General features: G+C 62.2%; 24 protein-coding genes. 13 read left to right on the top strand and 11 right to left on the bottom strand.

Annotation, left to right across the window (positions count from 1 at the left end; all coding sequences use genetic code 11):
- Positions 1 to 42 precede the first annotated feature (42 nt).
- The 4 genes from AWB77_RS23535 to AWB77_RS23520 form a co-directional block, all read right to left on the bottom strand.
- Complete coding sequence (locus AWB77_RS23535; RefSeq protein WP_061136851.1) at positions 43 to 1,281, bottom strand: hypothetical protein; 1,239 nt, start codon at positions 1,279 to 1,281, stop codon at positions 43 to 45.
- Between the two features lie 265 nt (positions 1,282 to 1,546).
- Positions 1,547 to 2,281 (bottom strand): 2OG-Fe(II) oxygenase, encoded by a 735-nt coding sequence (locus AWB77_RS23530; protein WP_061136850.1) that lies wholly within the window; start codon positions 2,279 to 2,281, stop codon positions 1,547 to 1,549.
- An 83-nt stretch (positions 2,282 to 2,364) separates the two neighbouring features.
- Positions 2,365 to 2,865, bottom strand: coding sequence for a hemerythrin domain-containing protein (locus tag AWB77_RS23525; protein WP_082852744.1), 501 nt, complete (start codon positions 2,863 to 2,865; stop codon positions 2,365 to 2,367).
- A 120-nt stretch (positions 2,866 to 2,985) separates the two neighbouring features.
- Positions 2,986 to 5,307: an ATP-dependent DNA helicase gene (locus AWB77_RS23520; RefSeq protein ID WP_061136848.1), complete on the bottom strand. Its 2,322-nt coding sequence runs from the start codon at positions 5,305 to 5,307 to the stop codon at positions 2,986 to 2,988.
- Between the two features lie 223 nt (positions 5,308 to 5,530).
- Here AWB77_RS23520 and AWB77_RS37235 point away from each other — a divergent pair, with 223 nt between their 5' ends.
- From AWB77_RS37235 to AWB77_RS23505, 4 genes are read left to right on the top strand one after another with little or no spacing between them, the layout of a single operon-like run.
- Positions 5,531 to 5,659, top strand: coding sequence for a hypothetical protein (locus AWB77_RS37235; RefSeq protein ID WP_279616194.1), 129 nt, complete (start codon positions 5,531 to 5,533; stop codon positions 5,657 to 5,659).
- Complete coding sequence (locus AWB77_RS23515) at positions 5,659 to 7,194, top strand: FAD-binding oxidoreductase (RefSeq protein WP_061136847.1); 1,536 nt, start codon at positions 5,659 to 5,661, stop codon at positions 7,192 to 7,194. Before AWB77_RS37235 ends, AWB77_RS23515 begins: the two co-directional genes overlap by 1 nt.
- Complete coding sequence (locus AWB77_RS23510; RefSeq protein ID WP_061136846.1) at positions 7,191 to 7,544, top strand: hypothetical protein; 354 nt, start codon at positions 7,191 to 7,193, stop codon at positions 7,542 to 7,544. The genes AWB77_RS23515 and AWB77_RS23510 overlap by 4 nt, the downstream gene beginning before the upstream one ends.
- A gap of 51 nt (positions 7,545 to 7,595) precedes the next feature.
- A complete protein-coding gene (locus AWB77_RS23505) occupies positions 7,596 to 7,964 on the top strand; it encodes a DOPA 4,5-dioxygenase family protein (RefSeq protein WP_061137024.1) in 369 nt (122 codons plus the stop codon).
- Positions 7,965 to 8,013: 49 nt separating this feature from the next.
- Here AWB77_RS23505 and AWB77_RS23500 read toward each other — a convergent pair whose 3' ends face one another.
- Entirely contained in the window at positions 8,014 to 8,577 is a 564-nt protein-coding gene (locus AWB77_RS23500) for a phasin family protein (protein WP_061137023.1), read from the bottom strand.
- A 553-nt stretch (positions 8,578 to 9,130) separates the two neighbouring features.
- Between AWB77_RS23500 and AWB77_RS23495 the strand changes: the two genes are divergently transcribed.
- Positions 9,131 to 9,415: a helix-turn-helix domain-containing protein gene (locus AWB77_RS23495; protein ID WP_061136845.1), complete on the top strand. Its 285-nt coding sequence runs from the start codon at positions 9,131 to 9,133 to the stop codon at positions 9,413 to 9,415.
- Between the two features lie 21 nt (positions 9,416 to 9,436).
- Here AWB77_RS23495 and AWB77_RS23490 read toward each other — a convergent pair whose 3' ends face one another.
- The gene (locus tag AWB77_RS23490; protein WP_061136844.1) at positions 9,437 to 10,375 is read right to left on the bottom strand and encodes a DMT family transporter; all 939 of its coding nucleotides are present in this window, start codon (positions 10,373 to 10,375) and stop codon (positions 9,437 to 9,439) included.
- Between the two features lie 270 nt (positions 10,376 to 10,645).
- Between AWB77_RS23490 and AWB77_RS36075 the strand changes: the two genes are divergently transcribed.
- Positions 10,646 to 10,807 carry a hypothetical protein gene (locus tag AWB77_RS36075; RefSeq protein ID WP_157694905.1) on the top strand — a complete coding sequence of 54 codons (162 nt, stop codon included), beginning with the start codon at positions 10,646 to 10,648 and terminating at the stop codon, positions 10,805 to 10,807.
- 410 nt (positions 10,808 to 11,217) lie between these two features.
- Positions 11,218 to 11,424 (top strand): hypothetical protein, encoded by a 207-nt coding sequence (locus AWB77_RS36070; RefSeq protein ID WP_157694904.1) that lies wholly within the window; start codon positions 11,218 to 11,220, stop codon positions 11,422 to 11,424.
- A 10-nt stretch (positions 11,425 to 11,434) separates the two neighbouring features.
- Here the strand turns inward: AWB77_RS36070 and AWB77_RS34725 are convergent, their stop codons facing one another.
- Positions 11,435 to 11,878 carry a hypothetical protein gene (locus AWB77_RS34725; protein ID WP_074168953.1) on the bottom strand — a complete coding sequence of 148 codons (444 nt, stop codon included), beginning with the start codon at positions 11,876 to 11,878 and terminating at the stop codon, positions 11,435 to 11,437.
- A gap of 256 nt (positions 11,879 to 12,134) precedes the next feature.
- Here AWB77_RS34725 and AWB77_RS23480 point away from each other — a divergent pair, with 256 nt between their 5' ends.
- Positions 12,135 to 12,509, top strand: a complete 375-nt coding sequence (locus AWB77_RS23480) for a hypothetical protein (protein WP_082852741.1) — start codon at positions 12,135 to 12,137, stop codon at positions 12,507 to 12,509.
- Between the two features lie 62 nt (positions 12,510 to 12,571).
- Here AWB77_RS23480 and AWB77_RS36065 read toward each other — a convergent pair whose 3' ends face one another.
- On the bottom strand, positions 12,572 to 12,739 hold the full coding sequence (locus AWB77_RS36065) for a hypothetical protein (protein ID WP_157694903.1): 168 nt from the start codon (positions 12,737 to 12,739) through the stop codon (positions 12,572 to 12,574).
- Between the two features lie 287 nt (positions 12,740 to 13,026).
- Here AWB77_RS36065 and AWB77_RS23475 point away from each other — a divergent pair, with 287 nt between their 5' ends.
- Positions 13,027 to 13,317, top strand: a complete 291-nt coding sequence (locus AWB77_RS23475) for a hypothetical protein (RefSeq protein ID WP_061136841.1) — start codon at positions 13,027 to 13,029, stop codon at positions 13,315 to 13,317.
- 53 nt (positions 13,318 to 13,370) lie between these two features.
- Here AWB77_RS23475 and AWB77_RS23470 read toward each other — a convergent pair whose 3' ends face one another.
- The 3 genes from AWB77_RS23470 to AWB77_RS23460 are packed head-to-tail and all read right to left on the bottom strand — an operon-like array spanning position 13,371 to position 16,630.
- Positions 13,371 to 14,414, bottom strand: a complete 1,044-nt coding sequence (locus AWB77_RS23470) for a S1C family serine protease (protein WP_061136840.1) — start codon at positions 14,412 to 14,414, stop codon at positions 13,371 to 13,373.
- 54 nt (positions 14,415 to 14,468) lie between these two features.
- Positions 14,469 to 15,344 carry an ATP adenylyltransferase family protein gene (locus AWB77_RS23465; protein ID WP_061136839.1) on the bottom strand — a complete coding sequence of 292 codons (876 nt, stop codon included), beginning with the start codon at positions 15,342 to 15,344 and terminating at the stop codon, positions 14,469 to 14,471.
- Positions 15,332 to 16,630 carry an L-fuconate dehydratase gene (locus AWB77_RS23460; RefSeq protein ID WP_061136838.1) on the bottom strand — a complete coding sequence of 433 codons (1,299 nt, stop codon included), beginning with the start codon at positions 16,628 to 16,630 and terminating at the stop codon, positions 15,332 to 15,334. The genes AWB77_RS23465 and AWB77_RS23460 overlap by 13 nt, the downstream gene beginning before the upstream one ends.
- Before the next feature lie 131 nt (positions 16,631 to 16,761).
- On the opposite strand from AWB77_RS23460, the gene AWB77_RS23455 reads away from it, so the two are divergent.
- The 4 genes from AWB77_RS23455 (at position 16,762) to AWB77_RS23440 (ending at position 21,266) form a co-directional block, all read left to right on the top strand.
- Positions 16,762 to 17,490, top strand: a complete 729-nt coding sequence (locus tag AWB77_RS23455) for a GntR family transcriptional regulator (RefSeq protein ID WP_061136837.1) — start codon at positions 16,762 to 16,764, stop codon at positions 17,488 to 17,490.
- 61 nt (positions 17,491 to 17,551) lie between these two features.
- Entirely contained in the window at positions 17,552 to 19,030 is a 1,479-nt protein-coding gene (locus tag AWB77_RS23450; RefSeq protein ID WP_061136836.1) for an extracellular solute-binding protein, read from the top strand.
- A 50-nt stretch (positions 19,031 to 19,080) separates the two neighbouring features.
- Entirely contained in the window at positions 19,081 to 20,229 is a 1,149-nt protein-coding gene (locus AWB77_RS23445) for a carbohydrate ABC transporter permease (protein WP_061137022.1), read from the top strand.
- Positions 20,229 to 21,266 carry a carbohydrate ABC transporter permease gene (locus AWB77_RS23440; RefSeq protein ID WP_061137021.1) on the top strand — a complete coding sequence of 346 codons (1,038 nt, stop codon included), beginning with the start codon at positions 20,229 to 20,231 and terminating at the stop codon, positions 21,264 to 21,266. The genes AWB77_RS23445 and AWB77_RS23440 overlap by 1 nt, the downstream gene beginning before the upstream one ends.
- Positions 21,267 to 21,269 lie beyond the last annotated feature (3 nt).

Here is a 21,269-nt window from a genome sequence, read left to right as displayed (position 1 = left end):
GCGCTTCCGACGGCGGCCTGGAAGCGGCCGTGTTCGCAGCGTTTACTTCTGCGGCGAGTCCGAACGAGAACAAGCATTTAAATTTGGCTGGACAACGCGTTTGCTATCTAGGTGGTTCGCCACCGACTCGGCCCACTCCCGCCATTGCTCATGATTGGGTGATATCTCTCCGCCAGCATCTCTACGAGCATCGAGTTCGGCGAGATACCGGCGCAGAATACTTACGCGATTCCAAATTTCCGCTTCTTCCAGAAGCTGGTCCCGCCGCTTGGATTCGGCCACCGCCTCCTCGCGCAATTTCTGCTGCCGACGGATCTCTTCCTGGCGCCGCGCTTCCTCCTCAGCGTATCGCTTTCTCCATTCATCGTGTTCCATTTTCAATTCAACGGAACGCGCATAACAAGTTTCGATGAGATCGATAATCGCTCGCCACTGGGTGTCTAGCGCGATTTCTGGCTCAAGTAAAAACCGAGTCTCACGCGAGCCTTGGTCTGCGATGCCTAGCTCTATCTTTCCAGTCGCATACAATGTGCGGCTGTAAGGTAATATTTTCGAATTGGTTCTGATCCGTTCGGCTCGTCTCTTTTCCAGGACTCGGATTTGAACGTATGTCTCTCCGCGATGCAGTTCGATACGGCTCCTTGGGCGATTTATCTTCGGCACAAACCCTATCGCATCTGCTCGGACGCATACCTCATTTACCACGAATAAGGCATATTCGTAGGTACCAAGCGAAGCACGGACAATCGGGTTTTTTTCATTACCTAACACGCCGTTGTGTTCAGGGTTAAATATAAGTTGCGGCCTATGATTATTTTTGGTGCCATGGCGCGCCACCTTAGCAGCGCGATCGCGCTCAATCTTGTATTGCCTCGCCTGCTCCGCAAGTCGCTGCAGGTCGTCGTGAATTGGTTTGATCAAGCGATGCCAGCGGTATGCGCGCGGTAATTTGAAAGTAAGACCGGATTGTTCGGGCTGTGCTCCATCGATTACGGCCCGCAATCGTTCCGAGAGGCTTTTCTTGGCTGAAGGTTCTGCGTCGAGCGGTGTTTCGACACTCAAAACCTGACCGAGTTTAGGATCTGGCAACGGTGTGCGCTTCATTTTCTTTCCCTGTCGAAGCGCTTTCCAATAGCTCTCAGTGGGGAAAGGAATGCGCATCTCGCGGCAGTGTCCGATGAGCTGTTCTTCGGAGAGTTGATAACGCGACGCGAGTACGAGCATCTCTTCGGCCCAGACCAAGTCGTAAAGCTCCTCACGATACAAGCGTTGTTTTGCCATGCTTCTCCTCCCATATAAAGGCGAGGAGAATACGTCAGCTATCGGTTCCTGAACACAAGCGCCGCAGCAAACAACGTCTTGAGCCAAGCCGTCAGAGCAACTTGCGGTTGCGCCGTCACGCCTCGTGTATCGCTGGTTTGTCAAACCACATTCCTATACGGCGTAGGTTTCAGCGTAGGTCCGTGCAGCAAGCCTTGTCCGGTAAGGGTTGATTGCTCTTTCGACGAAAACGAGTAAGCGAACCAGGCGTCGATGAAGCGCGCGCTCACTGCGCGTCGTGAAAAATCCCGCCGAGCATATGCCTGCGCCCCGAGCGCAGGCGGCTGACACCGTGCTTCATGTTCACCCGGTACGGCCCGCGCGTGCCCTGCACCGGCCGATGATGCACGGCGAAAAACACCGCATCGCCCTGGTCGAGCGGCACCACTTCCGCGCGCGACTGCATGCGCGGGCGCTGCTCCGTCATCACGAATTCGCCGCCGGTGAAATCGCGGCCGGGCGCCGAGAGCAGGATCCCCATCTGAATCGGAAAGACGTGCTCGCCGTATAAATCCTGATGCAGGCAATTGAAATCGCCGGGCATGTAGCGCAGCAGCAGCGGCGTCGGCCGCGTCTGCCCCGCGCGATGACACCGCTCGACGAACGCCGCATGTTCGCGCGGATATCGCGTCTCGATGCCCATCACCTCGTTCCAGCGATTCGCCACCGGCGCGAGATGAGGATAGACGGCGCGCCGCGTTCGCTCGACCGCGTCGGGCAGCGGATACGCGAAGTACTTGTATTCGCCGCGCCCGAAGCCGTGGCGCTCCATCACGACGCGGCTGCGGAACACGCCGTCGCGGTCGTACAGCGCGGCGAGCGCGTCGCATTCGTCGCGCGAGAAGAGGGCGGGCGCGCTCGCGCAGCCGTAGCTGTCGAGTTGCGCTTCGATAGCGGCCCAGTCGAGCGCATCGATGCGTTCGTCGATATCGTCTGCCGTCGCCCGTTCGAGCACCTTCATGTCGTTTCTCCGGATGTGCATGAATTCGCCTCAAAGTGTGCGCCTGCCGCGCCGCGCACGCACCCCGGGTCTTGCTCTGCAATTCAGTGCGCGGGCGCGGTCTCGGCGATACGTTCATGCAGCGCGGCCTTCCGCGCATCGAGCTTCGCGCCCATCGCGGCGAGATCGATCGGCGTCTTGCGCACTTCCGGAAACAGCACGCTTTCCTCTTCCTCGATGTGCTGCATCACGTTCTCTCTCAGCACCTTGAAGGTCGCATCGAAGGCGTCGTCGCCGGCTTTCAGGTTCGCGATCCGTTCGATCAGCGTCTTCACGAGAAAATGCTCGACGTAGGCTTCGTCGACGTCGACATCGACGCGCCGATCGGCGGGAAGCGCGTTCTGCGCGACCGGATACAGCAATTCCTCTTCGACGATCGAGTGGATCGTCAGCAACTCGCACGCACGCTGCACGAGCGCGTTCCTGCGTTCGAAATCGCCGCGTTCCGCGCGTTCGCAGGCATCGAACAATGCTTCGATGGCGCGGTGATCGGCTGCGAGCATGTCGAGCGCATCAACGGGTCGCGGGGTTTCAGCGGTAGACATGTGATTCTCCATGGGTGGGCTCTGCCGGCCCCACGAGGACGCCTTCGTGTCCCCGAAAGCGCCGGTTGGCAGCAAGACGAATGCCCGCGTTTGACCAGTTAACGGCGCGGACGCGCGCGTCTAAATAGTCGTATCTCCCGACGCGGCCAGGTCGCGCTGGCGCAGCACTTTCACTTGCCACCACGCGGGCAGAAGACGCCGCACGTCGGCGCGCGCAAAGCGGTCGTCGATCAGATAGAGCACACCGCGATCGAGCGGCCCGCGTATCACGCGCCCGGCCGCCTGCACGACCTTCTGCAAGCCGGGAAAGAGATACGTGTATGCGTAACCTTCGCCGAACACATCGTGCATGCGCGCTTTCATTTGCTGGTTGACCGCGTTGAGTTGCGGCAGGCCGAGCGTCGCGACGAATGCGCCGATGAGCCGCGTGCCCGGCAGATCGATCGCTTCGCCGAACGCGCCGCCGAGCACCGCGAAGCCGATGCCGCGCCCATCGGCGACGAAGCGCGCGAGGAATTCGCGTTGCGCCGCTTCGCTCATCGCGCGTGACTGCTGCCAGCACGGAATCGACGGATGCCGGGCCGCGAGCGCGTCCGCGACCTGCGCCAGATATTCGAAGCTGGAGAAGAAGCTCAGATAGTTGCCCTCGGCGCGATGAAACTGCGCGGCGATGAGATCGGCGATGCGTTCCACCGACTGCGCGCGATCGCGATAACGCGTGGAAAGATCGGCGATCGCGCGCACGTCGAGCTGTTCCGCCGAAAACGGCGATTCGACGTCGATCCGCACGCTCGATGCCGGCAGCCCGAGCGTGTCGGCGTAGAAATGCGCGGGCGTGAGCGTCGCGGAAAAGAGCGCGACGCTGTGGGCGCGCGCAAAACGCGGCGCAAGATGCGGCGCCGGAATCACGTTTCGCAGACACAGCACGGCGGCGGGCTTCTTTGCGTGCAAGCTTGCACCGGACAACGTGATATCGAAAAGCGAATGCGCACCGAAGCGCTCCGCGATGCGCGTGAAATGAACGGCGTCGAAATAGAAGCGCAAGATGTCGGGCGTGAAGACGTCGGGCTGTTCGCCGAGCATCTCCGTCATGAACGAGACGGCCTGCCCGAGCGCGACCAGGAAGCGCGCGGGCGGCTCGGTGTGCGCGACGTAATCGATGCCCGACGCGTGCTGCTCGCTCGCCGTTTCGCTAAAGCTTCGCGCGACGCGTCCGAGCGCCTTCTTGAGCACGCCCGGCGCGCTGCGCCGCATTGCGTTGAAGACGGCCTGATCGAGCGTCGCGGAATACATGCCGCGCGCGCGCTCGACGAGGTTATGCGCTTCGTCGACGAGCACCGCCACGCGCCATCGATTCGCCTCCGCGAGTGCGAAGAGCATTGCGCTCGTGTCGAAGTAGTAGTTGTAATCGCCGACGATTACATCGCTCCAGCGCGACAACTCCTGACTCAGATAGTACGGACAGACTTCGTGCCGGCGCGCGACCTCGGCCACCGATGCGCGATCGAGCTGCGCGCATTCCAGCGCGGCGGCGCGCGCATCGGCCAGGCGATCGTAGAAGCCGCGCGCGAGCGGACACGAATCGCCGTGACACGCGCGATCCGGATATTCGCAAGCCTTGTCGCGCGCGACGAGTTCGACGACGCGCAACGGTTTCGCGGCGAGCGTCGTCAGCGCATCGAGCGCGAGTTGCCGGCCCGCGCTTTTCGCGGTGAGAAAGTAGATCTTGTCGAGTTGCTGGCCGGGCCACGCCTTGAGCAGCGGGAAGAGCGTGCCGACCGTTTTGCCGATGCCCGTGGGCGCTTGCGCCGCGAGACAGCGCTTCGATACCGCCGCGCGATACACCGCTTCCGCGAGCGCGCGTTGGCCAGGACGGAAATCGGCGTGAGGGAAGGTTAGCGTCTTCAGCGCCTCGTCGCGCGCCGCGCCGTGCGCCAGTTCCTGTTTCGCCCACGCGATGAAGCGCTCGCACTGCGTCTCGAAGTGTGCCGCGAGCGCCTGCGCCGTTTGCGTCTCGACGAGCACGCTTTCGGTTTCATCGACGATATCGAAATACACGAGCGCGATCTCGATGGAATCCAGCGCGAGCTTGCGGCACATCAGATGCGCATAGACGCGCGCCTGCGCCCAATGCAGATGCCGATGATTCTCCGGCATCGATTCGAGCTTGCCGCGATGCGTCTTGATCTCTTCGAGCCGGTTGAGCGCGGGATCGTAGCCGTCGGCGCGGCCGCGCACGAAAAGCGGCCCGTAAGTTTCCGACAGCGAGATTTCCTTCTGATAACCGGCCGGACGGCGGTTCGTCACCGTGACATGGCCCGCGACGCCTTCCTGCGCGTTCGGCGTCGGCGTGAAGCGAAGATCGAGATCGCCCTGTTTCGCCGTGAATTCGCACAGCGCGCGCACGGCGACGGTATAGGCGGGCGCGGATACTGTATGCATGTACAGCAGTCTAGCACGCGCCTTTTACGCCACCGAGCGGCCCGTGTGAGACTCGGCCGCCGTCGTGTCGAAAGGCCTGGAGAGCGCTTCATTGCGTGCGTGACGGGGCGCAAAAATGTCTCGCTGGCGTTTATCGAAGGAATATCGGCGGATCGCCGCGCGTTTAATGGGTAAGCGGCTTAACTACCGCGCTCCGCTTTTCAATTCCTTTCGGAGGTGTTTCATGAAGCTCGCCAGACTCGCAACGGTCATGCTCGTTCTGCTCGCCGGCCTCTTTGCGGGATGTCAGACCGATGGTAGTTCGGGCGCATCGGGCACGACATCGAACAGCGGCAGCAGTGGCGGCTATTGATGCCCGACTTGCCGGCGGCGCTGGCGGCGTTCAGCTCGGCGCTCGGTGGCGATGCGGTGCGCGCCGACGACATCGCCGCGTATTTCGATCCGTTCGCGCCCGGCGATGCGTCCGCACACGCGCCGTCGGCGGTGGTCATGCCGAAGGATGTCGATGGCGTGCGCGCGGTGTTGTCGATCGCGAATCGGTATCGCGTGCCGTTGTGGACCGTATCGACGGGGCGCAACTTCGCTTACGGCGGCGCCGCGCCGCGCATGCGCGGTTGTGTCGTGCTCGATTTGCGGCGCATGAACCGCATCATCGCGATCGATGAAACGCTCGGCCACGCGCTCGTCGAACCGGGCGTGACCTACTACGACCTGCATCGCGCGCTCGGCACGCCCCGCCGCTTCTGGCTCGATCCGCCCGCGGCCGGATGGGGCAGCGTGATCGGCAACACGCTGGAACGCGGCTACGGCACGACACCTTACGGCGATCACGCGGCGAACCAGTGCGGCATGGAAGTTGTGCTCGCCAACGGCGATCTGGTTCGCACCGGCATGGGCGCGATGTCGTCGAGCCGCGACTGGCAGGTCTTCAAAGGCGGCTTCGGGCCGTCTTACGACGGCATGTTCATGCAGTCGAACTTCGGCGTCGTCACGAAGCTCGGTATTTGGCTCATGCCCGCGCCGGAGGGCTACATGATCTGCCGCTATGCGTTCGCGCGCGAGGACGATCTGGAGCGCATTGTCGATACGCTGCGTCCGCTCCGGATGGACGGCACGATCCAGAGCAACGCGGTGATCGAGAGCGCGGTGCGCTGGGCGGCGGGCGTGTCCACGCGCAAGCAATGGTTCGACGGCGACGGCGCCATGCCCGACGACGTCATCGACGCGATGGCGCGCAAGATCGGGATCGGCCGCTGGAACCTGCGCTTCTGCTTGTATGGACCGCGCGCGCTGGTCGAAGCGCGGCGCGATATCGTGCATGCGCGCTTCAAGCCGATCGCGGGTGCGACGCTCTTCGAGATGCCGTATCGCGATGGATCGGTCGAGCCCGAAGGCGGCGGCGATCGGGCGCAAGTCGGCATTCCGGGACTCGAAGCGTGCAACTTGCTGAACTGGCGCGGCGGCTCGGGCGCGCATATCGACTTCTCGCCGGTTTGCGCGCCGCTCGGGCGCGACGCCGTGAAGCAGGCGCGCATGGTGCGCGAGCGCGCCGCGCAGTTGGGCTTCGATTACTACGGCGGCTTTACGGCGGGCGAGCGCGCGATGCATCACATCTTCGCGGCGATATTCGATCGCGACGATCCGAAACAATCGCGCGATGCGGGCGCGCTCATCGAAACGCTGATCCGCGACGCGGGCGCGGCGGGCTACGGGCAATATCGCACGCATCTTTCGTATATGGACCTCGCCGCCGCGCAATACGATTTCAACGATCACGCGTCGATGCGGCTGTCGAATACGATCAAGACCGCGCTCGATCCGAACGCCATTCTGTCGCCGGGCAAGCAGGGCATCTGGCCGCGCGATATTGGAAGACAAGCGCGATGACGACGACGCGGCGCGCGTTTCTCATCGCGACGGCATCGTTGCCGTGGATGCCGTTCGGCGGCGCGATGGGCGCATCGGCACATGCGTGGATCGTCGACGCGGACTTGCCGCAAAGCCGCGTCATCGTGCGGCACGCGCGGTCTGCGGGCGCGCGCATTACGGCCTTGTCGGGCGATGCGGGATGGCTGTGGATCGAGCGATTGTCGCCGGAGCCGGCGATTGCCGGCATCACGCGTTTCGCCGACGCGTTCGTCCTGTCGCAACTCGGCGCAGAGATCGGCCTGCGCGCGGCGCATCATCGAAGCTTCGATAACGGCGCCGTGCTCTGGTCGCTCAAACGTTGCGGATAGCGGTTCGCTAGAATGGCACGCATCGCCATATTGTCGCGCACGGATGAAACTATGAACGCCCCGGACACCCGCACCATTACCGACTGGCACGCGCATGTCTACTTCGATGCATCGAGCCGCGACGCCGCCTGGGAGCTTCGGCTCGTCATCGAGCAACGCTTCGCGGACGCGTTGCAGAGCGGCGCGTTACGGCTCGGACGCTTTCACGAGCGGCCTGTCGGACCGCATCCGATGTGGTCGTTTCAGTTGGGATTCGGCGGTGACCTGCTTGCGCCGATGCTCGCGTGGCTCACGCTCAACCACGGCGCGCTCGATGTCTTCATGCATCCGAATACCGGCGACGCGCTCGCCGATCATCGCGATTCGGCCGTGTGGATCGGCCGCTCGCACGAACTCGTGCTGAAAAGTCTGGGCGGCTGAGACGCAAAAAAAGGCGGATCGCGTCCGCCTTTTTTTGCGTTACTCGCGCTTACTTCCTGACGCTCGCCGTTTTCGATACGGCGCGCACGGCCGTCTGGTTAGCGACGGTGGCGTCGTTCTGTGCTGCTTCGACCACTTGTTTCGCGGCCTTCTTCGCGGCTTCGTAAGCCGAATTCGCCGATTCCGTCGCGGCGTCGATCGCAGTGCGCCACGCCGACACGACGGCTTCGCTGCCGACCGGCGCATTGCTCGCGAGGCTTTCGACGAATGCCTGCACGTTGCGCTGCGATTTCTCGATGTGATCCTGCGCCGCTTCCAGATAGCCGCCGCGCACGCCGGCCGCAATTTCGTAGACGCCGAGCCAGTACGCCTGCACCCGCTGGGCGCTCTCCTGCAGATGCTGGTTCTGAAGCGCGAAGAATTCCTGCGGATCGCGCACGGAGAACGTTCTGGCTACGAGCGCCTGATGCTCGTCGAGCGCCGTTCTGACGGTGCGTACATTCAGGTCGACGAGCTTTTCGAAGCCACCGACGGCTTGTGCGGCAAGACCGAACGTCGTGTCGACGCCCGCTTTCTGCGATGCGATTACGTTTTCCGGCGCAAGACTACTCATGCTCGACTCCATATTGAAGTTGCCAATTGATTGCCCGATGGATTTGTGCGCTGCAACGATCGACCTATTCTAAGGCAAGCAGATGAAGTGTCAATTACGTTTTCCCGGCTTGACTTCAAACCATGCAGTCATTTAATCAAAAATAAGGTCGAGTAATAAACAAATCAGCCGAATAATGCGCCGTAATTGCTTCCTTGCAGGAGTCGCATAATGCAAGCGACCAATTGTCTCTGCAATATTCGCTGAAAACGAGATAATCCCGACCAGTCGGATGGCGAACGTGCGTTCGTTATGAGTGATACCGCACGTCCGGACAGGGCTCTTGGCGTAAACACCTAGCCGAAACGCTTGCTGTGCGTTGTTTCCCCACTTGACGCATTCATACGTAACTTGAAAAAATCTCGCACTGCAACACGCGCGACAGACTTGCGGGACGCCGAAGATTCTTCGGTATTTTTGTCACCGCCTCGTCATCGTGGATCAATAGGATTCACCTTCGCGCGAATGAGCCGGCGCTGAACGGCGTATATATAAATCGAGAGATTGGAAGAAAATGGGGCGACATTCCCAAACCCTTGGCCACCTTGAACGTAGTCACGAAGACAACGCATTGCGGCGCGCGATGGCCGCGCGTCTCGACCGGGCCTTGCAGAAGGCGAACATCAGTTCCGCGAAAGCCGCCAACTGGCTCGACGTGAGCGAACACGATGTGCAGTTCTGGCGGCGCGGCATCACGGTTCCGCCGTTCGCCGCGTTCAACCGCATCGCGAAGGCGCTCGACATCGATCCGCACTGGCTTTGCACGGGCCAGGCGCAGCACGCGCATACCGCCAACTGAGCGAATCGCTCCTCCCTGCAGTCAGATTTCCGTCGATACGGCCGGCGGCGGCTTGCGGCCATGCAACAGCACGGTGCCGATGCCGCTCGCGGCGATCACGCACATGCCGATTCCCATCCACATGTCGGGCACCTGACGGAACAGCAGCCAGCTGAATAACGCGGCGAACGCGAGCTGGCCATAGCCGAGCGGCGTCAGCACGGAGAGCGGCGCGCGCTTGAGTGCTTGCAGCATCAGTCCGTGGCCGGTGGTCGCCATCGTCGCCATGAATACGACGAGCAGCCAGCTTTCGAAGCGCACCTGCGCGAGTGCCGGCAGCGTTTCGGCCTGATCCATCCAGACAAGCACGCACAGCATGACGGTCGCGACGAGCGCCGTGAGGAAGTTGGTCGTGATGGCATCGTCGACGCGCGAAAGATGGCTCGACACCACCTGGAAGCACGCGAACGTCGTCGCCGCGCCGATCGGATAGATCACGGTCCAGCTGAACTGACTGCCGCCAGGCCGTACGACCAGCAACATGCCGATGAAGCCGACAGCGACCAGCGCCCATTTGCTGCGCGGCACGTCGTCTTTCAGGACGAGCGCGGCGAGCAGCGTGGAGATGAGCGGGGCGAGCATCGCAAGGGACGTGGACACCGGCAACGGCAGATGCCGCAGACCGGCGAACGTACATGCGGAGTTCGTGAGCAGCAGCACGGCGCGCACGATCTGCAACCGGACGCTGCCCGTGCGAAAGAGCCCGAACGCGCGGCGGCGGATTTGCCAAACGCCCATCACGACCATCTGAAACACATAGCGCACCCAGAGCAGCGCGAGGAGAGGGACTGCGCTGCCGATCAGCTTGACGGTCGAATCGCTGGCCGCGAAAGTGGCCGTCGTAAGGATCATGATGGCGATGCCGGCGCCGGTGTTATCGGTATCAATGCGGTAACGCGCCTTGCCCTCTAAGGTTGCCATCGAGCTCTCGTGTAGTGAAGGAACGGCCTTTTTGGGGTCGTTGCTTCGATTCTCCCGGCATCGAAGGCCACTGGCAAGGCGACAGTAAAGTTCTTTTCCGCCGTGTTGTGCACCGGTCACGACAGGAAGAATGTACTAGACGGTTCGAACAATCGCGTGTTGCGGCTGTTCGGAAGCGCCGGAGATGTTTGCGTTTAAGACGCGGATTAGAGCTTTCTCATCCGGGTCTCTCTACTATTGCATCAACGCCGAACAACACAGACAGCCGCCATGCAAAAGAAGCGCATCATTCTCGCCGCTGCGATCATGTCGATGAGCCTGATCGCTTTCATGTCGATGGCTAATGGACGCGTGGCATCGGTGTTTTCGGTCAGGAGTAACGCGCCAGAGCAAGTGTTCTACGTTGAGAGCGGTCAGCACGACTTCCGGTAGTAGAGCAGTAAAGCAGCAGTAACGCAGTACAACAGTAACGAAGTAGAGCAGTGAAGCAGTGAAGCAGTGAAGCAGTGAAGCAGTGAAGCAGTGAAGCAGTGAAGCAGTAAAGCAGTAAAGCAGTGAAGCAGTAAAGCAGTAAAGCAGTAAAGCAGTGAAGCGATAAGTCAGCAATGCAGAAAAGAAGTAAGCAGTGCAGCATCAAAGAAGTAACGCAACAGCAGTAAATTCCGCGACGTGAAAGTGCGTAGTTGAAGCAGCAGGACAGCAGTGAAAAAAAAGCCGGACGTTTGCGCAAGCAACCGTCCGGTTTTTTTCGCGCCTGATCATTATTTCGCCGAACGCCTTGCACCCGAGGATTTGCCGCCTACACTTAAAGTAGTTTCTCAACTGCTTCGAGGGAGGCAACAATGAGGACGAGAACCCGCGAAGTCGTCCGCATGCTCGCGACATTCCGCCATTCGGCGCATTGTCGAAGGTTGCGCGCGGCCGCGGCGGCGCAGGAAGCGCGCGACCTCGCGAACGAGCCAACGCAAGACGATGCGACCGGCGAAGACGCGCGCGCCGATGCCAACGTCTGGCCCAACGCACGCAAACCTCATCCCGGCATGCATTGAATGCGGACGCTCAGGCGCGTGCCGGATTCCGGAACGGCGAGAAACGCCAGTGGCCGCTTGGGTCCTTGACAGCGATCGCGCCATGCTCGTGCAGCAGCTCGCCGATAGCGCCCGGCTTGATATCGTCCGTCATGCGGATGACGAGCAAGGTGCGCTGGGGCGTGGCGTCGTCGGCGGCGTGTGGCGCGGGCGGGCGCGGCGCAAGCGGCTCGTGCGGCTCGTGCGGCACGAAGCGGTTGCGTGCGCCGATCACGCCCTGGTGCTCGCCATGCGCGGCGTATTCGGCATCGTCTTCGTCGTGTGCTGGCGGCAGCAATGCATCGATGTCGATCTCGCCACGCCCAGCCCGATAAAGATGTGCGTCGTCGCGCCGCAAACCTGCGAGTTGCAAAGCGCGTAATGCATCATGTCCGTCCCGATAAGACCCGAACACTCCAACTATCACCTGGTTCATCGTCGCCCCCTCTGTCGGTCCGCAGGCTTCACGGACCGAGCAACAGATGTCTTATGTAGGCGCGGCCTTAAGATCCGTCTTCCGCGCTGTTTAATTGGTCAGATCAAGTTCAGCAACGGGCGTTCCAGCATGATGATTTTGTAAGGAATGCTCCGATGACTGTGCGCCGCGGGTTGCGACCCCAACCGCTATCCCCTAAAGTAGCTGAGCTTCTTTCCCGGATCCGCGCGTCATACGCGCTCTTCGCGAGGTTCGAATGACTGCGAAAGCCTGTGCTTGGTTGCTCGTGCTGATGGCAGGCTCCGCGGCGGCGGCGCCTTGCTATAACGACGGCGATGTCGTCACGCTGGAAGGCACGGCGACACGCCAGGCCGCGCATGAAGGCGATGCATCGGCGAAATCCGCGTGGGTGCTTTCGCTATCGAGCCCGGTCTGCGTGACGAGCGCGGGCGCAGGCCAAGGCGGGCGTCAGCAATCGAACGTGTCGGCGGTGCAGATCATCGACGCGACGCCCACGGAAAACGCGCGCATCCAGGTGACGGGCAAGCTCGTCACCGGCAACGTGAGCGGATACTACGCGGTGCCGACCGCGATCTGGGTGCTCAAGCAACGCGTGCTTTCGGGACAATAGTCCTGCCACGCCCGCATGGGCGCTGCATCGAAACTCGCGAGCACGTCATACGGACCGGACGATCAGGCCGCTTTCGCGTGCGCCTGATAGCGCCAGTATTCGGCAACGACGATATGCAGCGGCTGATTGTCGAGCTTGCGTTCCTCGGCGAACCGCAAGATGGCGTCGAGTTGCGCGCCGGTGCAGCGGAATGCTTCGCGGCGCGTGGCCGTCTGGTTTTTCTTGTGCATGATCATTGGCAATCCTTTTTTAGGACCTTCCCCGACAGGGCAGATCGTTCGACGGGGCGGCCCGTGCGCGCGAATGCTGCCTGCCTTCGCATTAGGCCGGAGCCGCGCACGCGCGACCGCCTGTTAGCGCACATAGCCGTCGATACATCGCGAATAGCGCAAAGCGCGGGCCACGCCCCTGTTTCGCATTGTTTGCTTCCGGCGCTGGAATAAACCGTCGGGTTGTGCCGTTTAGGAGGATGGAGCCCGCGCTGCAATTCAGACGCGGGAGACGGGAGGAGGCGCCCGTGAGCGTCGATCAACACGCACAGGACGAACTCGCGCACATCGGGCGAATGATCGCGGAGCTCGAACGCGTCGCGACAAACCCACACGGCAAGTGCGCGCGCCATGCCGTGATGCGGCCTGAATACTGGCTGCGGCGCATCGATGTGTTGATGGCGGCGTCGACGAACGGACTGTTGCGGCGCGATGCCGCTGCTTTGCGCGAGCGCGTGACCGGCGCTTTCGCCAATGCGCCCGGACGAACCACGGGGCCAGCAGGAGAACCGGCGCGGGAGACCGGCAGCAGAAGATGAAGGGAAGCGACGTGTAGCGGCGCGTGTTCGCAAGAGCGCGCGCCGCTGCCGCGTCAACCCGTCTGCTCGACGGGCGTCACGTCGATATTGAGCTTCTGCGTGCCGCGCAGCACCGAAATCTTGACCGCCTTGTCGATACGCGATGCGTCCAGCGTGCGCTGCAAACCATCGACGCTATCGACGGCGATGTCATCCACCGCGACGATGCGATCGCCCGTGCGCAATCCGCCGAGCGCGGCCGGGCTGCCTTTCACGATCTCCATCACATGCACGCCGCTTGCGGACGCGAGTTCGAAGAAGCGCTGCACGCGCCGCGAGATCGGCGTTGTCGTCCCCGCCACGCCGATATACGCGCGCCGCACGCGCCCGTGAGCGAAGATCTGCATGATGACCCACTTCGCCGTATCGATCGCGGTCGCGAACGAGATCGCCTGTGCGCCGGAGATGATGGCCGTGTTCACGCCGATCACTTGCCCCGCCGAATTGATGAGCGGGCCGCCGGAATTGCCGGGATTGAGCGCGGCATCGGTCTGGATGACGTCGTAGATCATGCGGCCCGAGGTCGAGCGCAAGGTTCTGCCGAGCGCCGACACGACGCCCGTGGTGACGGTCTGCGCGAGCCCGAGCGGATTGCCGACCGCGATCGCGATCTGACCCACGCGCAGGCTGCCCGACTCGCCCAGTTCGACATGCGGCAGCGGCTCCGCCGAACCGATGCGCAACACGGCGAGATCGCTTGCAGGATCGTCGCCGACGAGATCGGCATCGAAACGCGCGCCATCCGCGAGCGTGACGACGATATGCGTCGCGCCGTGCACGACATGGCTATTCGTCAGCAGATAGCCGTCGGGCGTGAAAATGAAGCCCGAGCCCGTGCCGCCGACATTCCGCCGTGTGCCGCGCGCGTCGGCAATCTGACGCTCGACGGCGATGAACACGACGGCTTGCTGCACGCGCTCGAGCGCGCCGATGACCGTGCGCGAATAGGCGTCGAGCAGGGCGCTATCGTCGATATTGTCGATACTGCCGCTGCGATCGAGCGAGGCGTCTTGCGTGCCGCGCGCAAGATCGTCGATGAATTGAGGCCGGCTTCCCATGGTCTGTAAACTCCAGATGTCTGGAAGCCGACATGCGGGCACGCAAAGCCGATTTCAAGAGACGGCTGCGCTCGCGAGCAGTTTCATCGGCCCGAGCTTCTCGACGATGCCGCGTTGCGCGTCGTCGCGCACGAAGAGCGAGCCCGCGAAGCCGAGCGCATTGACCGCGACGCCTTCGATATGCGACACGCTGCGCGGCACCGCGAGCATCCAGCGCCGCGTGACGAGCAGGTTATAGGGCGCGCCCTGATGCGCGACGCCGACGACATCGAGCGGCTGCACGCCGATCGCCTCCAGCAAGTGCAGATAGGTCGCGTGTATGTCGGCGGCGCCGGCGTCGTCGAGCCAAGCGGCCGCGTGCGCGAACGCGAGTTGCGGCGCGCGAAAGATGCCGTTCGTGCGCGACGCTTCGAGCGCCGCTTCGATCGGCAACGCGTGGCCGTCGAGCGGCAAGGGCACCATCTGCAGATGCTTGTGCGGCTGACTCGATCCGGCGACCGCGCCGCCGTTATAGAAGCCGAGCCCGTCGAAGCGATCGAGGCATGCACGGAGCGCGGCGAAGTCATCCTCGCCGAGCAGCGCTTCTTGCGGCTCGAATTCCGTCGTCACGATCAGCAGATGATGCGCGAGCACGTTGAACTTGTTGAGCAACAGAAAGTGCCGCTCGCCGATATCGCCGACACGCAACGCTTCCTCGCAGGGCGAAAACGGATCGCGCCATTCGCTTGCGGCGTCGGCGGCGGACTTCGCCGCGAGCTTCGACGCCTGCTCCTTGCGCGCGACATTCGCCGCCTGACGCACGAGAAAGCGCACGCCGCCATCTTCGATCACGCTTCGCGCCGTATCGAACGAACGCAACGCGCCGCATGCGAGCGCGCGTTCGGTTTGAGCGAGCACGTCCTGCCACGAAGGTGCGTTCATGTGCGCCATGCTTCTCCTTTGCCGAATTCGTATCGTTCGAGCGATGCCGCGTGCATCTCGATGCTATAGCCGGGCAACCGCGGCGGCATGTAACGCCCGTTCCTGATGACGACGGGATCGAGAAAATGCTCGTGCAGATGATCGACGTATTCGAGCACGCGATGATCGAGCGAGCCCGATACGCAGATGTAGTCGAACAGCGAAATATGCTGCACATACTCGCATAGGCCGACGCCGCCCGCATGCGGGCAGACCGGCACGCCGAACTTCGCGGCCATCAGGAGTACGACGAGCACTTCGTTCAAGCCGCCGAGTCGGCAGCTATCGATCTGACAAAAGTCGATTGCTTCGGCCTGCAGCAACTGCTTGAAGATCACGCGATTCTGACAATGCTCGCCCGTCGCGACGCCGATCATCGGTGCGAGACGCCGGCGTATCTCGGCGTGACCGAGCACGTCGTCGGGGCTCGTCGGCTCTTCGATCCACCACGGATCGAACGCCGCGAGACGACGCATGTTGGCGATGGCTTCATCGACTTCCCACACCTGATTGGCGTCCATCATCAGCTTGCGGTCAGGGCCGATTTCCTCACGCAGGATGCGCGCGCGGCGCATGTCTTCTTCGAGATCGCCGCCGACCTTCTGCTTGAAATGCGTCCAGCCCGCCGCGACGCCTTCGCGCGCCAGCCGGCGGATCTTGTCGTCGTCGTAACCCAGCCAGCCGGCGGATGTCGTGTACGCGGGAAAACCCTGCGCAAGCATTTCCTTCTCGCGTTCGCCGCGCGTGCCATGCAGGCGCTTCAACAACGCGAGCGCTTCTGAGGGCGTGATTGCGTCGGTCACATAGCGGAAGTCGAGACAGCGCACGAGCTCTTCCGGACTCATGTCGACGAGCAGTTTCCACACAGGCTTCTTTTCGCTCTTGGCCCAGAGGTCCCATACCGCGTTGACGACGGCAGCGGTCGCGAGATGGATCACGCCTTTCTCCGGACCGATCCAGCGGAGTTGACTATCCGATGTAAACGCGCGCCAGAAGCCGCCCATGTCCGCGGCGATATCTTCGATCGTCCTGCCGACGACGAGCGGCGCGAGTGCCTCGACCGCCGCGACGACGACTTCGGTGCCGCGCCCGATGGTGAACGTGAGGCCGTGTCCGGCGAGCGCGGGCGCATCGGTTTCGAGTATCACGTAGGCGGCCGAATAATCGGGTGCGGCGTTCATGGCGTCTGAGCCGTCGAGCGAACGCGATGTGGGGAAACGGATATCGCGCACGGAGAGCCTGGTGATGCGGGTCATGTTCATCTCCTCCTTAAACGAAGCCTTGTATAAAGGCCTGAATATGCTGCAACGCACGGGCGCAAACGACATTGACAACGCTTGCTTCGCCTCCTAGCCTGCTAGCATGTTAGTGCTAAAGCAAGGGCGGCGTGAGCACATCGACGAATGAAAACAGTCTTGCCGCCGACCCTTACCGCGCACTGCCGCGCCTGCAAGGTACGGAGCGCGGCAACCTCACCGACGCGGTCGAGGAGGCACTGCGCGCGGCCATCGTCAATCTGTCGATGGAGCCGGGCATGATGATCGACAAGCTTGCGGTGTGCGAGCGCATGGGCGTATCGCGCTTTCCGGTTTCGTCTGCATTGGCGAAGCTCGCGGCTGCGGGTCTCGTCGAAGTGTTGCCGCAACGCGGTACGCGCGTGATGCCCATCGTCATGCACGACATACGCCAGCATCTGTTCATTCGCAGCGCGCTCGAAGTGGAGACCGTGCGCACGCTTGCCGCTACCTGCGACGACACCACGCTCGATGCGCTCGACGCCAATCTCGAACGCGAACGCGATGCGGTGCAGCAAGGTTTGCGCCGCGAATTTCATCTGCTCGATCTCGCGTTTCACGCGTTGCTTCTCGACGCGATCGACTTGCCGCGCGTGAAGGAAATCGTCGCGGCATCGCGCAATGCGCTCGATCGCGCGCGCCGTTTGATGGCGAGTCCCGAGCGTCACGCGCATACGCTCGCGGAACACACTTGTATCGCCGATGCGATACGCGCGCGCGACGGCGATGCCGCCGCCCACGCGATGCATGTTCATCTGGATGAAGTAGTCGCGGAACTGCGGCGCTTCTCGATGGAGCGGCCCGATTTGTTCAGGGAGTAAGAGACGAGAAGGACAGAGAGAGACGAAGAAGCGTAGTCAACCGCAATGAAGGAGACACACAATGAACCTGTTCAAGCAAGCGGGCGCTGCGACCGCACTCGCGGCCGCATGTGTGGCCGCGTCGCCGGCGATAGCGGCCGAGGACTTCAAGGGCGTGACCATCAACGTGATGACCTTCGTCGGTCCGCAGATCGCGGAGCCGCTGCAACGCCGCGCGCCCGAGTTCGAAAAGCTGACGGGCGCGAAGGTGAACGTGCTGACTGTGCCATTCTCTGACCTCTATCAGAAGCTTTTGACGGACTGGGCTTCGGGCACGAACTCCGTCGATGCTGCCGTATTCGCGCCGCAATGGATGGTCGATTACACCAAGGGCGGCTTTCTCGAAGACCTGACGCAGCGCGTCGCGAAAGATGCGGCGCTGAAAGAGGACGACGTCATGCCGTTCTTCGTCGACTTCTCGCAGAAGTTCAACGGCAAGACTTATCTCGTCGCGCTCGATGGCGATTTCCAGATGGTCTATTACCGCACGGATATTCTTCAACAGCTCGGCAAGGCGCCGCCGAAGACGTGGGATGACTATCTCGACATCGCGAAGGCGGCCAACGGCAAGGTGTTCGGCGGCGACGGCAAGCCGGTGGCGGGCTCGTGCATCTCGAAGAAGCGCAACGCGCAGGCTTACTGGGCGATCATTTCCATCGCGGGCGGTTATCTGCAGTCGAAGGGCACGGCGCAGGGCGCGTTCTTCGATCCGCGCAACTTCAAGTCGCTCGTGAACAACGACGGCTTCAAGGAAGCACTGCGCATCTACAAGGAATCGACCACGTACGGGCCGCCCAACGAAATCAATCTCGATGTCGGCGATACGCGCAGCGCGTTCATCTCCGGACATTGCGCATTGACGCTCGACTGGGGCGATGTCGGCGTGCTCGCTATCGATCCGAAGCAGTCGAAGGTGATCGACAAGGTCGGCGCGGTGATCCTGCCGGGCTCGCGCAAGGTCGTCGATCGCGACACGGGCAAGCTCGTGCCGTGCGACAAGACGCGTTGCCCCTATGCGATCGACGGCGTGAATCATGCACCCTTCGCGGCGTTCGGCGGATGGTCGGGCGGCGTCAACGCGAAGGCCAAGCCGAAGGTGAAGGAGGCGGCTTATGCGTTCCTGTCGTTCATGAGCCAGCCGGCGCAATCGAACGTGGATGTGACGATCGGCGCATCGGGCTTCAATCCTTATCGGCGCTCGCAATTCACGGACATGTCCGCGTGGAAGAAAGCCGGCATGAGCGACGCCGCCGCGAAGTCGTATCTCGGCGCGATACAGCAAAGCCTGCAAAGCCCGAACATGATCATCGATCTGCGGATTCCGCAGAATCAGCGCTATGAACAGGTCGTGCTCGATACGGCGGTCGCGCGCTTCGTCGCGGGTGAGATCGATGCGGACGCGACGATGAAGGCCATCGACACGGGCTGGAGCGAAATCACCGACGATCTCGGCAAGGACATGCAGTTGCGCGCGTACAAGGCGTCCATTGGCGCGAAGTGAGCACGGAAGCGGGCGCGCATCTCAACGTGCCCGCTTCGCATGGAGACACGATGACTACGCCGTCGCACGCAACGCCTGTCGCCGCACACGAACGAAGCTCGCGCGCGCGCGCCGCGAACTGGCTCGACCGGCAAGCGCCTTTCGTATTCGTGCTGCCGACCGTGCTGCTGATTCTCGCGTTCTCTATCTTTCCGCTCGTGACGTCCGCTTATCTTTCGCTCACGCGTTTTGAACTGGGCGAGGGCGGATACCAACTGACGTTCACGGGCCTGCGCAACTATGCGCGGCTTTTTTCCGGCAGCCAGCAATATCATTTCACCGGCGTATTCCGCGCGCCTGGAGTAGTCAGCGTTGCGACGATGGCGTTCGCCATGCTCGCAGTGTTCTACTGGTTCTATCGCTATGCAGTACATGGACGACGCTCGATCATGGGCGCGCTCGGGCGTCTGATCGCCGCGTGCGCGTTCCTCGCGCTCGTGTGGCTCGCAGCGAACACGCTGGGTGGCGGCGGCGCGCTCGGCAGCCTCATGGTGACGATTTTCTATGTCGTGCTCGGCGTCGCGTTGCAGTTCTTCATCGGACTGGCGCTCGCGTATCTGTGCACGTTGCCGCTCGCGGGCGGGCGCTTCTTTCGCCTGCTGTTCTTTCTGCCGTTGATGGTGACGCCCGTGGGCATCGCATACATGTTCCGCATGATGGCCGATACATCCGTCGGCCCGCTCGCGCCGCTATGGTCGTGGCTCGGGCTCGGCCAGATCGCGTGGGCGGCGGACCCGTGGCTTGCGCGGCTCGTCGTCGTGATCGGCGATACATGGCAGTGGGTGCCGTTCATGTTTCTCGTGATGCTCGCGGCGCTCGAAGGCACGTCGCGCGAACAGATCGAGGCGGCGCAGCTCGATGGCGCTTCGGCATGGCGCGTGTTCCGCGATGTCACGTGGCCATCGATCGCGCCCGTTGCCGCGAGCGCGGTGCTGATCCGTCTGATCGAAGCGTTCAAGATCGTCGATCTGCCGAACGTGCTGACCAATGGCGGCCCCGGCATCGCAACGGAATCGATGACCCTGCACGCGTTCATTGAATGGCGCGCGCTGAATCTCGGCGGCGCATCGGCCGTGGCGTACATGCTGTTTTTCGTCTCGACGATCGCGTGTGTATCGTTCTTTCAGTTCGTCGTGCGGCGCGCGCGGGGAGCGTCATGATGAGCACGATGAAACGCTGGTTCGTGCCCGCGCGTCTGGATGAATTGCCGATCGGCGCAAAAATCGTCGCGTATCTTCTGCTCGGCTTCTGGTCGCTCGTCGTGCTGTTTCCGCTTTACTGGATGGCGATCACGTCGTTCAAGCTGCCGGTCGATGTATCGACAGGACCGCTCTACCTTCCGTTCGTCGACTTCACGCCGCATCTCGATGCGTGGTATTACGTCTTCGTCGATCTCGGGCCGGACACGTATCGGCCTTATATGAACTCGCTGATCGTGGCGACATGCGGCACGGCGGCGTGCGTGTTTCTCGGCTCGATGGCGGCGTATGCGCTCGCGCGCATCGTGTATCGACCGCCCGTTGCAGCGGTCGGACTCGGCGTGTTGTTGATTGGCTTGCTGATCGCCGCGGTGGCGTGGGGCCATGTCGATATGCGTATTGCAATTGCCGTTGCGTTCGCGCTTTTCTTTCTGCTCTTGCGGCCCATCGTGCGGCGCGCGCACAGGCATCTGAACAACGACGACATCCTGTTCTGGGTCGTATCGCAACGCATCTTGCCGCCGGTCGTCACGGTGATTCCAATCTATCTCATGTTCAGAGATGCGGGCCTGCTCGACACGCATCTCGCACTCATCATCACGTATGCGACGGCGAACCTGCCGATCGTCGTCTGGCTGATGTTCGATTTCTTCGATGGCGTGCCGCGCGAGATCGAAGAAAGCGCGCAGATCGATGGCGCGACGCGCTTCTCGATTCTCTTTGGCATCGTGCTTCCGCTCGTCGCGCCGGGCCTCGTCGCAACGAGTCTGCTCGTGCTGATTCTTTCGTGGAACGAGTACCTGTTCGCGCTCTTTCTGACGACCGCGAATGCGCAGACGATGCCGTTGCTCGTCGCCGCGCAGAACGCGACGCGCGGTCCGCAGTGGTGGAACATGTCGGTGCTGATACTCATCATGATCCTGCCGGTGATGTTGCTGACGCTCACGTTGCAGCGCTTCATCGTGCGGGGCATTCTCGTGGGAGCCGTGAAAGGATGACGG

This window comes from Caballeronia fortuita, from assembly GCF_001544835.2.
Lineage (GTDB): Bacteria > Pseudomonadota > Gammaproteobacteria > Burkholderiales > Burkholderiaceae > Caballeronia > Caballeronia fortuita.
Note: the sequence above shows the minus strand (reverse complement) of the source record. Positions and strands in the feature narration are given on the sequence as shown.

Excerpts from the sequence above, each read along its gene's own strand:
- AWB77_RS23535 (WP_061136851.1), bottom strand. The coding sequence starts at position 1,281 with ATGGCAAAACAACGCTTGTATCGTGAGGAGCTTTACGACTTGGTCTGG.
- AWB77_RS23530 (WP_061136850.1), bottom strand. The coding sequence starts at position 2,281 with ATGAAGGTGCTCGAACGGGCGACGGCAGACGATATCGACGAACGCATC.
- AWB77_RS23525 (WP_082852744.1), bottom strand. The coding sequence starts at position 2,865 with ATGTCTACCGCTGAAACCCCGCGACCCGTTGATGCGCTCGACATGCTC.
- AWB77_RS23520 (WP_061136848.1), bottom strand. The coding sequence starts at position 5,307 with ATGCATACAGTATCCGCGCCCGCCTATACCGTCGCCGTGCGCGCGCTG.
- AWB77_RS37235 (WP_279616194.1), top strand. The coding sequence starts at position 5,531 with ATGAAGCTCGCCAGACTCGCAACGGTCATGCTCGTTCTGCTCGCCGGC.
- AWB77_RS23515 (WP_061136847.1), top strand. The coding sequence starts at position 5,659 with ATGCCCGACTTGCCGGCGGCGCTGGCGGCGTTCAGCTCGGCGCTCGGT.
- AWB77_RS23510 (WP_061136846.1), top strand. The coding sequence starts at position 7,191 with ATGACGACGACGCGGCGCGCGTTTCTCATCGCGACGGCATCGTTGCCG.
- AWB77_RS23505 (WP_061137024.1), top strand. The coding sequence starts at position 7,596 with ATGAACGCCCCGGACACCCGCACCATTACCGACTGGCACGCGCATGTC.
- AWB77_RS23500 (WP_061137023.1), bottom strand. The coding sequence starts at position 8,577 with ATGAGTAGTCTTGCGCCGGAAAACGTAATCGCATCGCAGAAAGCGGGC.
- AWB77_RS23495 (WP_061136845.1), top strand. The coding sequence starts at position 9,131 with ATGGGGCGACATTCCCAAACCCTTGGCCACCTTGAACGTAGTCACGAA.
- AWB77_RS23490 (WP_061136844.1), bottom strand. The coding sequence starts at position 10,375 with ATGGCAACCTTAGAGGGCAAGGCGCGTTACCGCATTGATACCGATAAC.
- AWB77_RS36075 (WP_157694905.1), top strand. The coding sequence starts at position 10,646 with ATGCAAAAGAAGCGCATCATTCTCGCCGCTGCGATCATGTCGATGAGC.
- AWB77_RS36070 (WP_157694904.1), top strand. The coding sequence starts at position 11,218 with ATGAGGACGAGAACCCGCGAAGTCGTCCGCATGCTCGCGACATTCCGC.
- AWB77_RS34725 (WP_074168953.1), bottom strand. The coding sequence starts at position 11,878 with ATGAACCAGGTGATAGTTGGAGTGTTCGGGTCTTATCGGGACGGACAT.
- AWB77_RS23480 (WP_082852741.1), top strand. The coding sequence starts at position 12,135 with ATGACTGCGAAAGCCTGTGCTTGGTTGCTCGTGCTGATGGCAGGCTCC.
- AWB77_RS36065 (WP_157694903.1), bottom strand. The coding sequence starts at position 12,739 with ATGCACAAGAAAAACCAGACGGCCACGCGCCGCGAAGCATTCCGCTGC.
- AWB77_RS23470 (WP_061136840.1), bottom strand. The coding sequence starts at position 14,414 with ATGGGAAGCCGGCCTCAATTCATCGACGATCTTGCGCGCGGCACGCAA.
- AWB77_RS23465 (WP_061136839.1), bottom strand. The coding sequence starts at position 15,344 with ATGGCGCACATGAACGCACCTTCGTGGCAGGACGTGCTCGCTCAAACC.
- AWB77_RS23460 (WP_061136838.1), bottom strand. The coding sequence starts at position 16,630 with ATGACCCGCATCACCAGGCTCTCCGTGCGCGATATCCGTTTCCCCACA.
- AWB77_RS23450 (WP_061136836.1), top strand. The coding sequence starts at position 17,552 with ATGAACCTGTTCAAGCAAGCGGGCGCTGCGACCGCACTCGCGGCCGCA.
- AWB77_RS23445 (WP_061137022.1), top strand. The coding sequence starts at position 19,081 with ATGACTACGCCGTCGCACGCAACGCCTGTCGCCGCACACGAACGAAGC.
- AWB77_RS23440 (WP_061137021.1), top strand. The coding sequence starts at position 20,229 with ATGAGCACGATGAAACGCTGGTTCGTGCCCGCGCGTCTGGATGAATTG.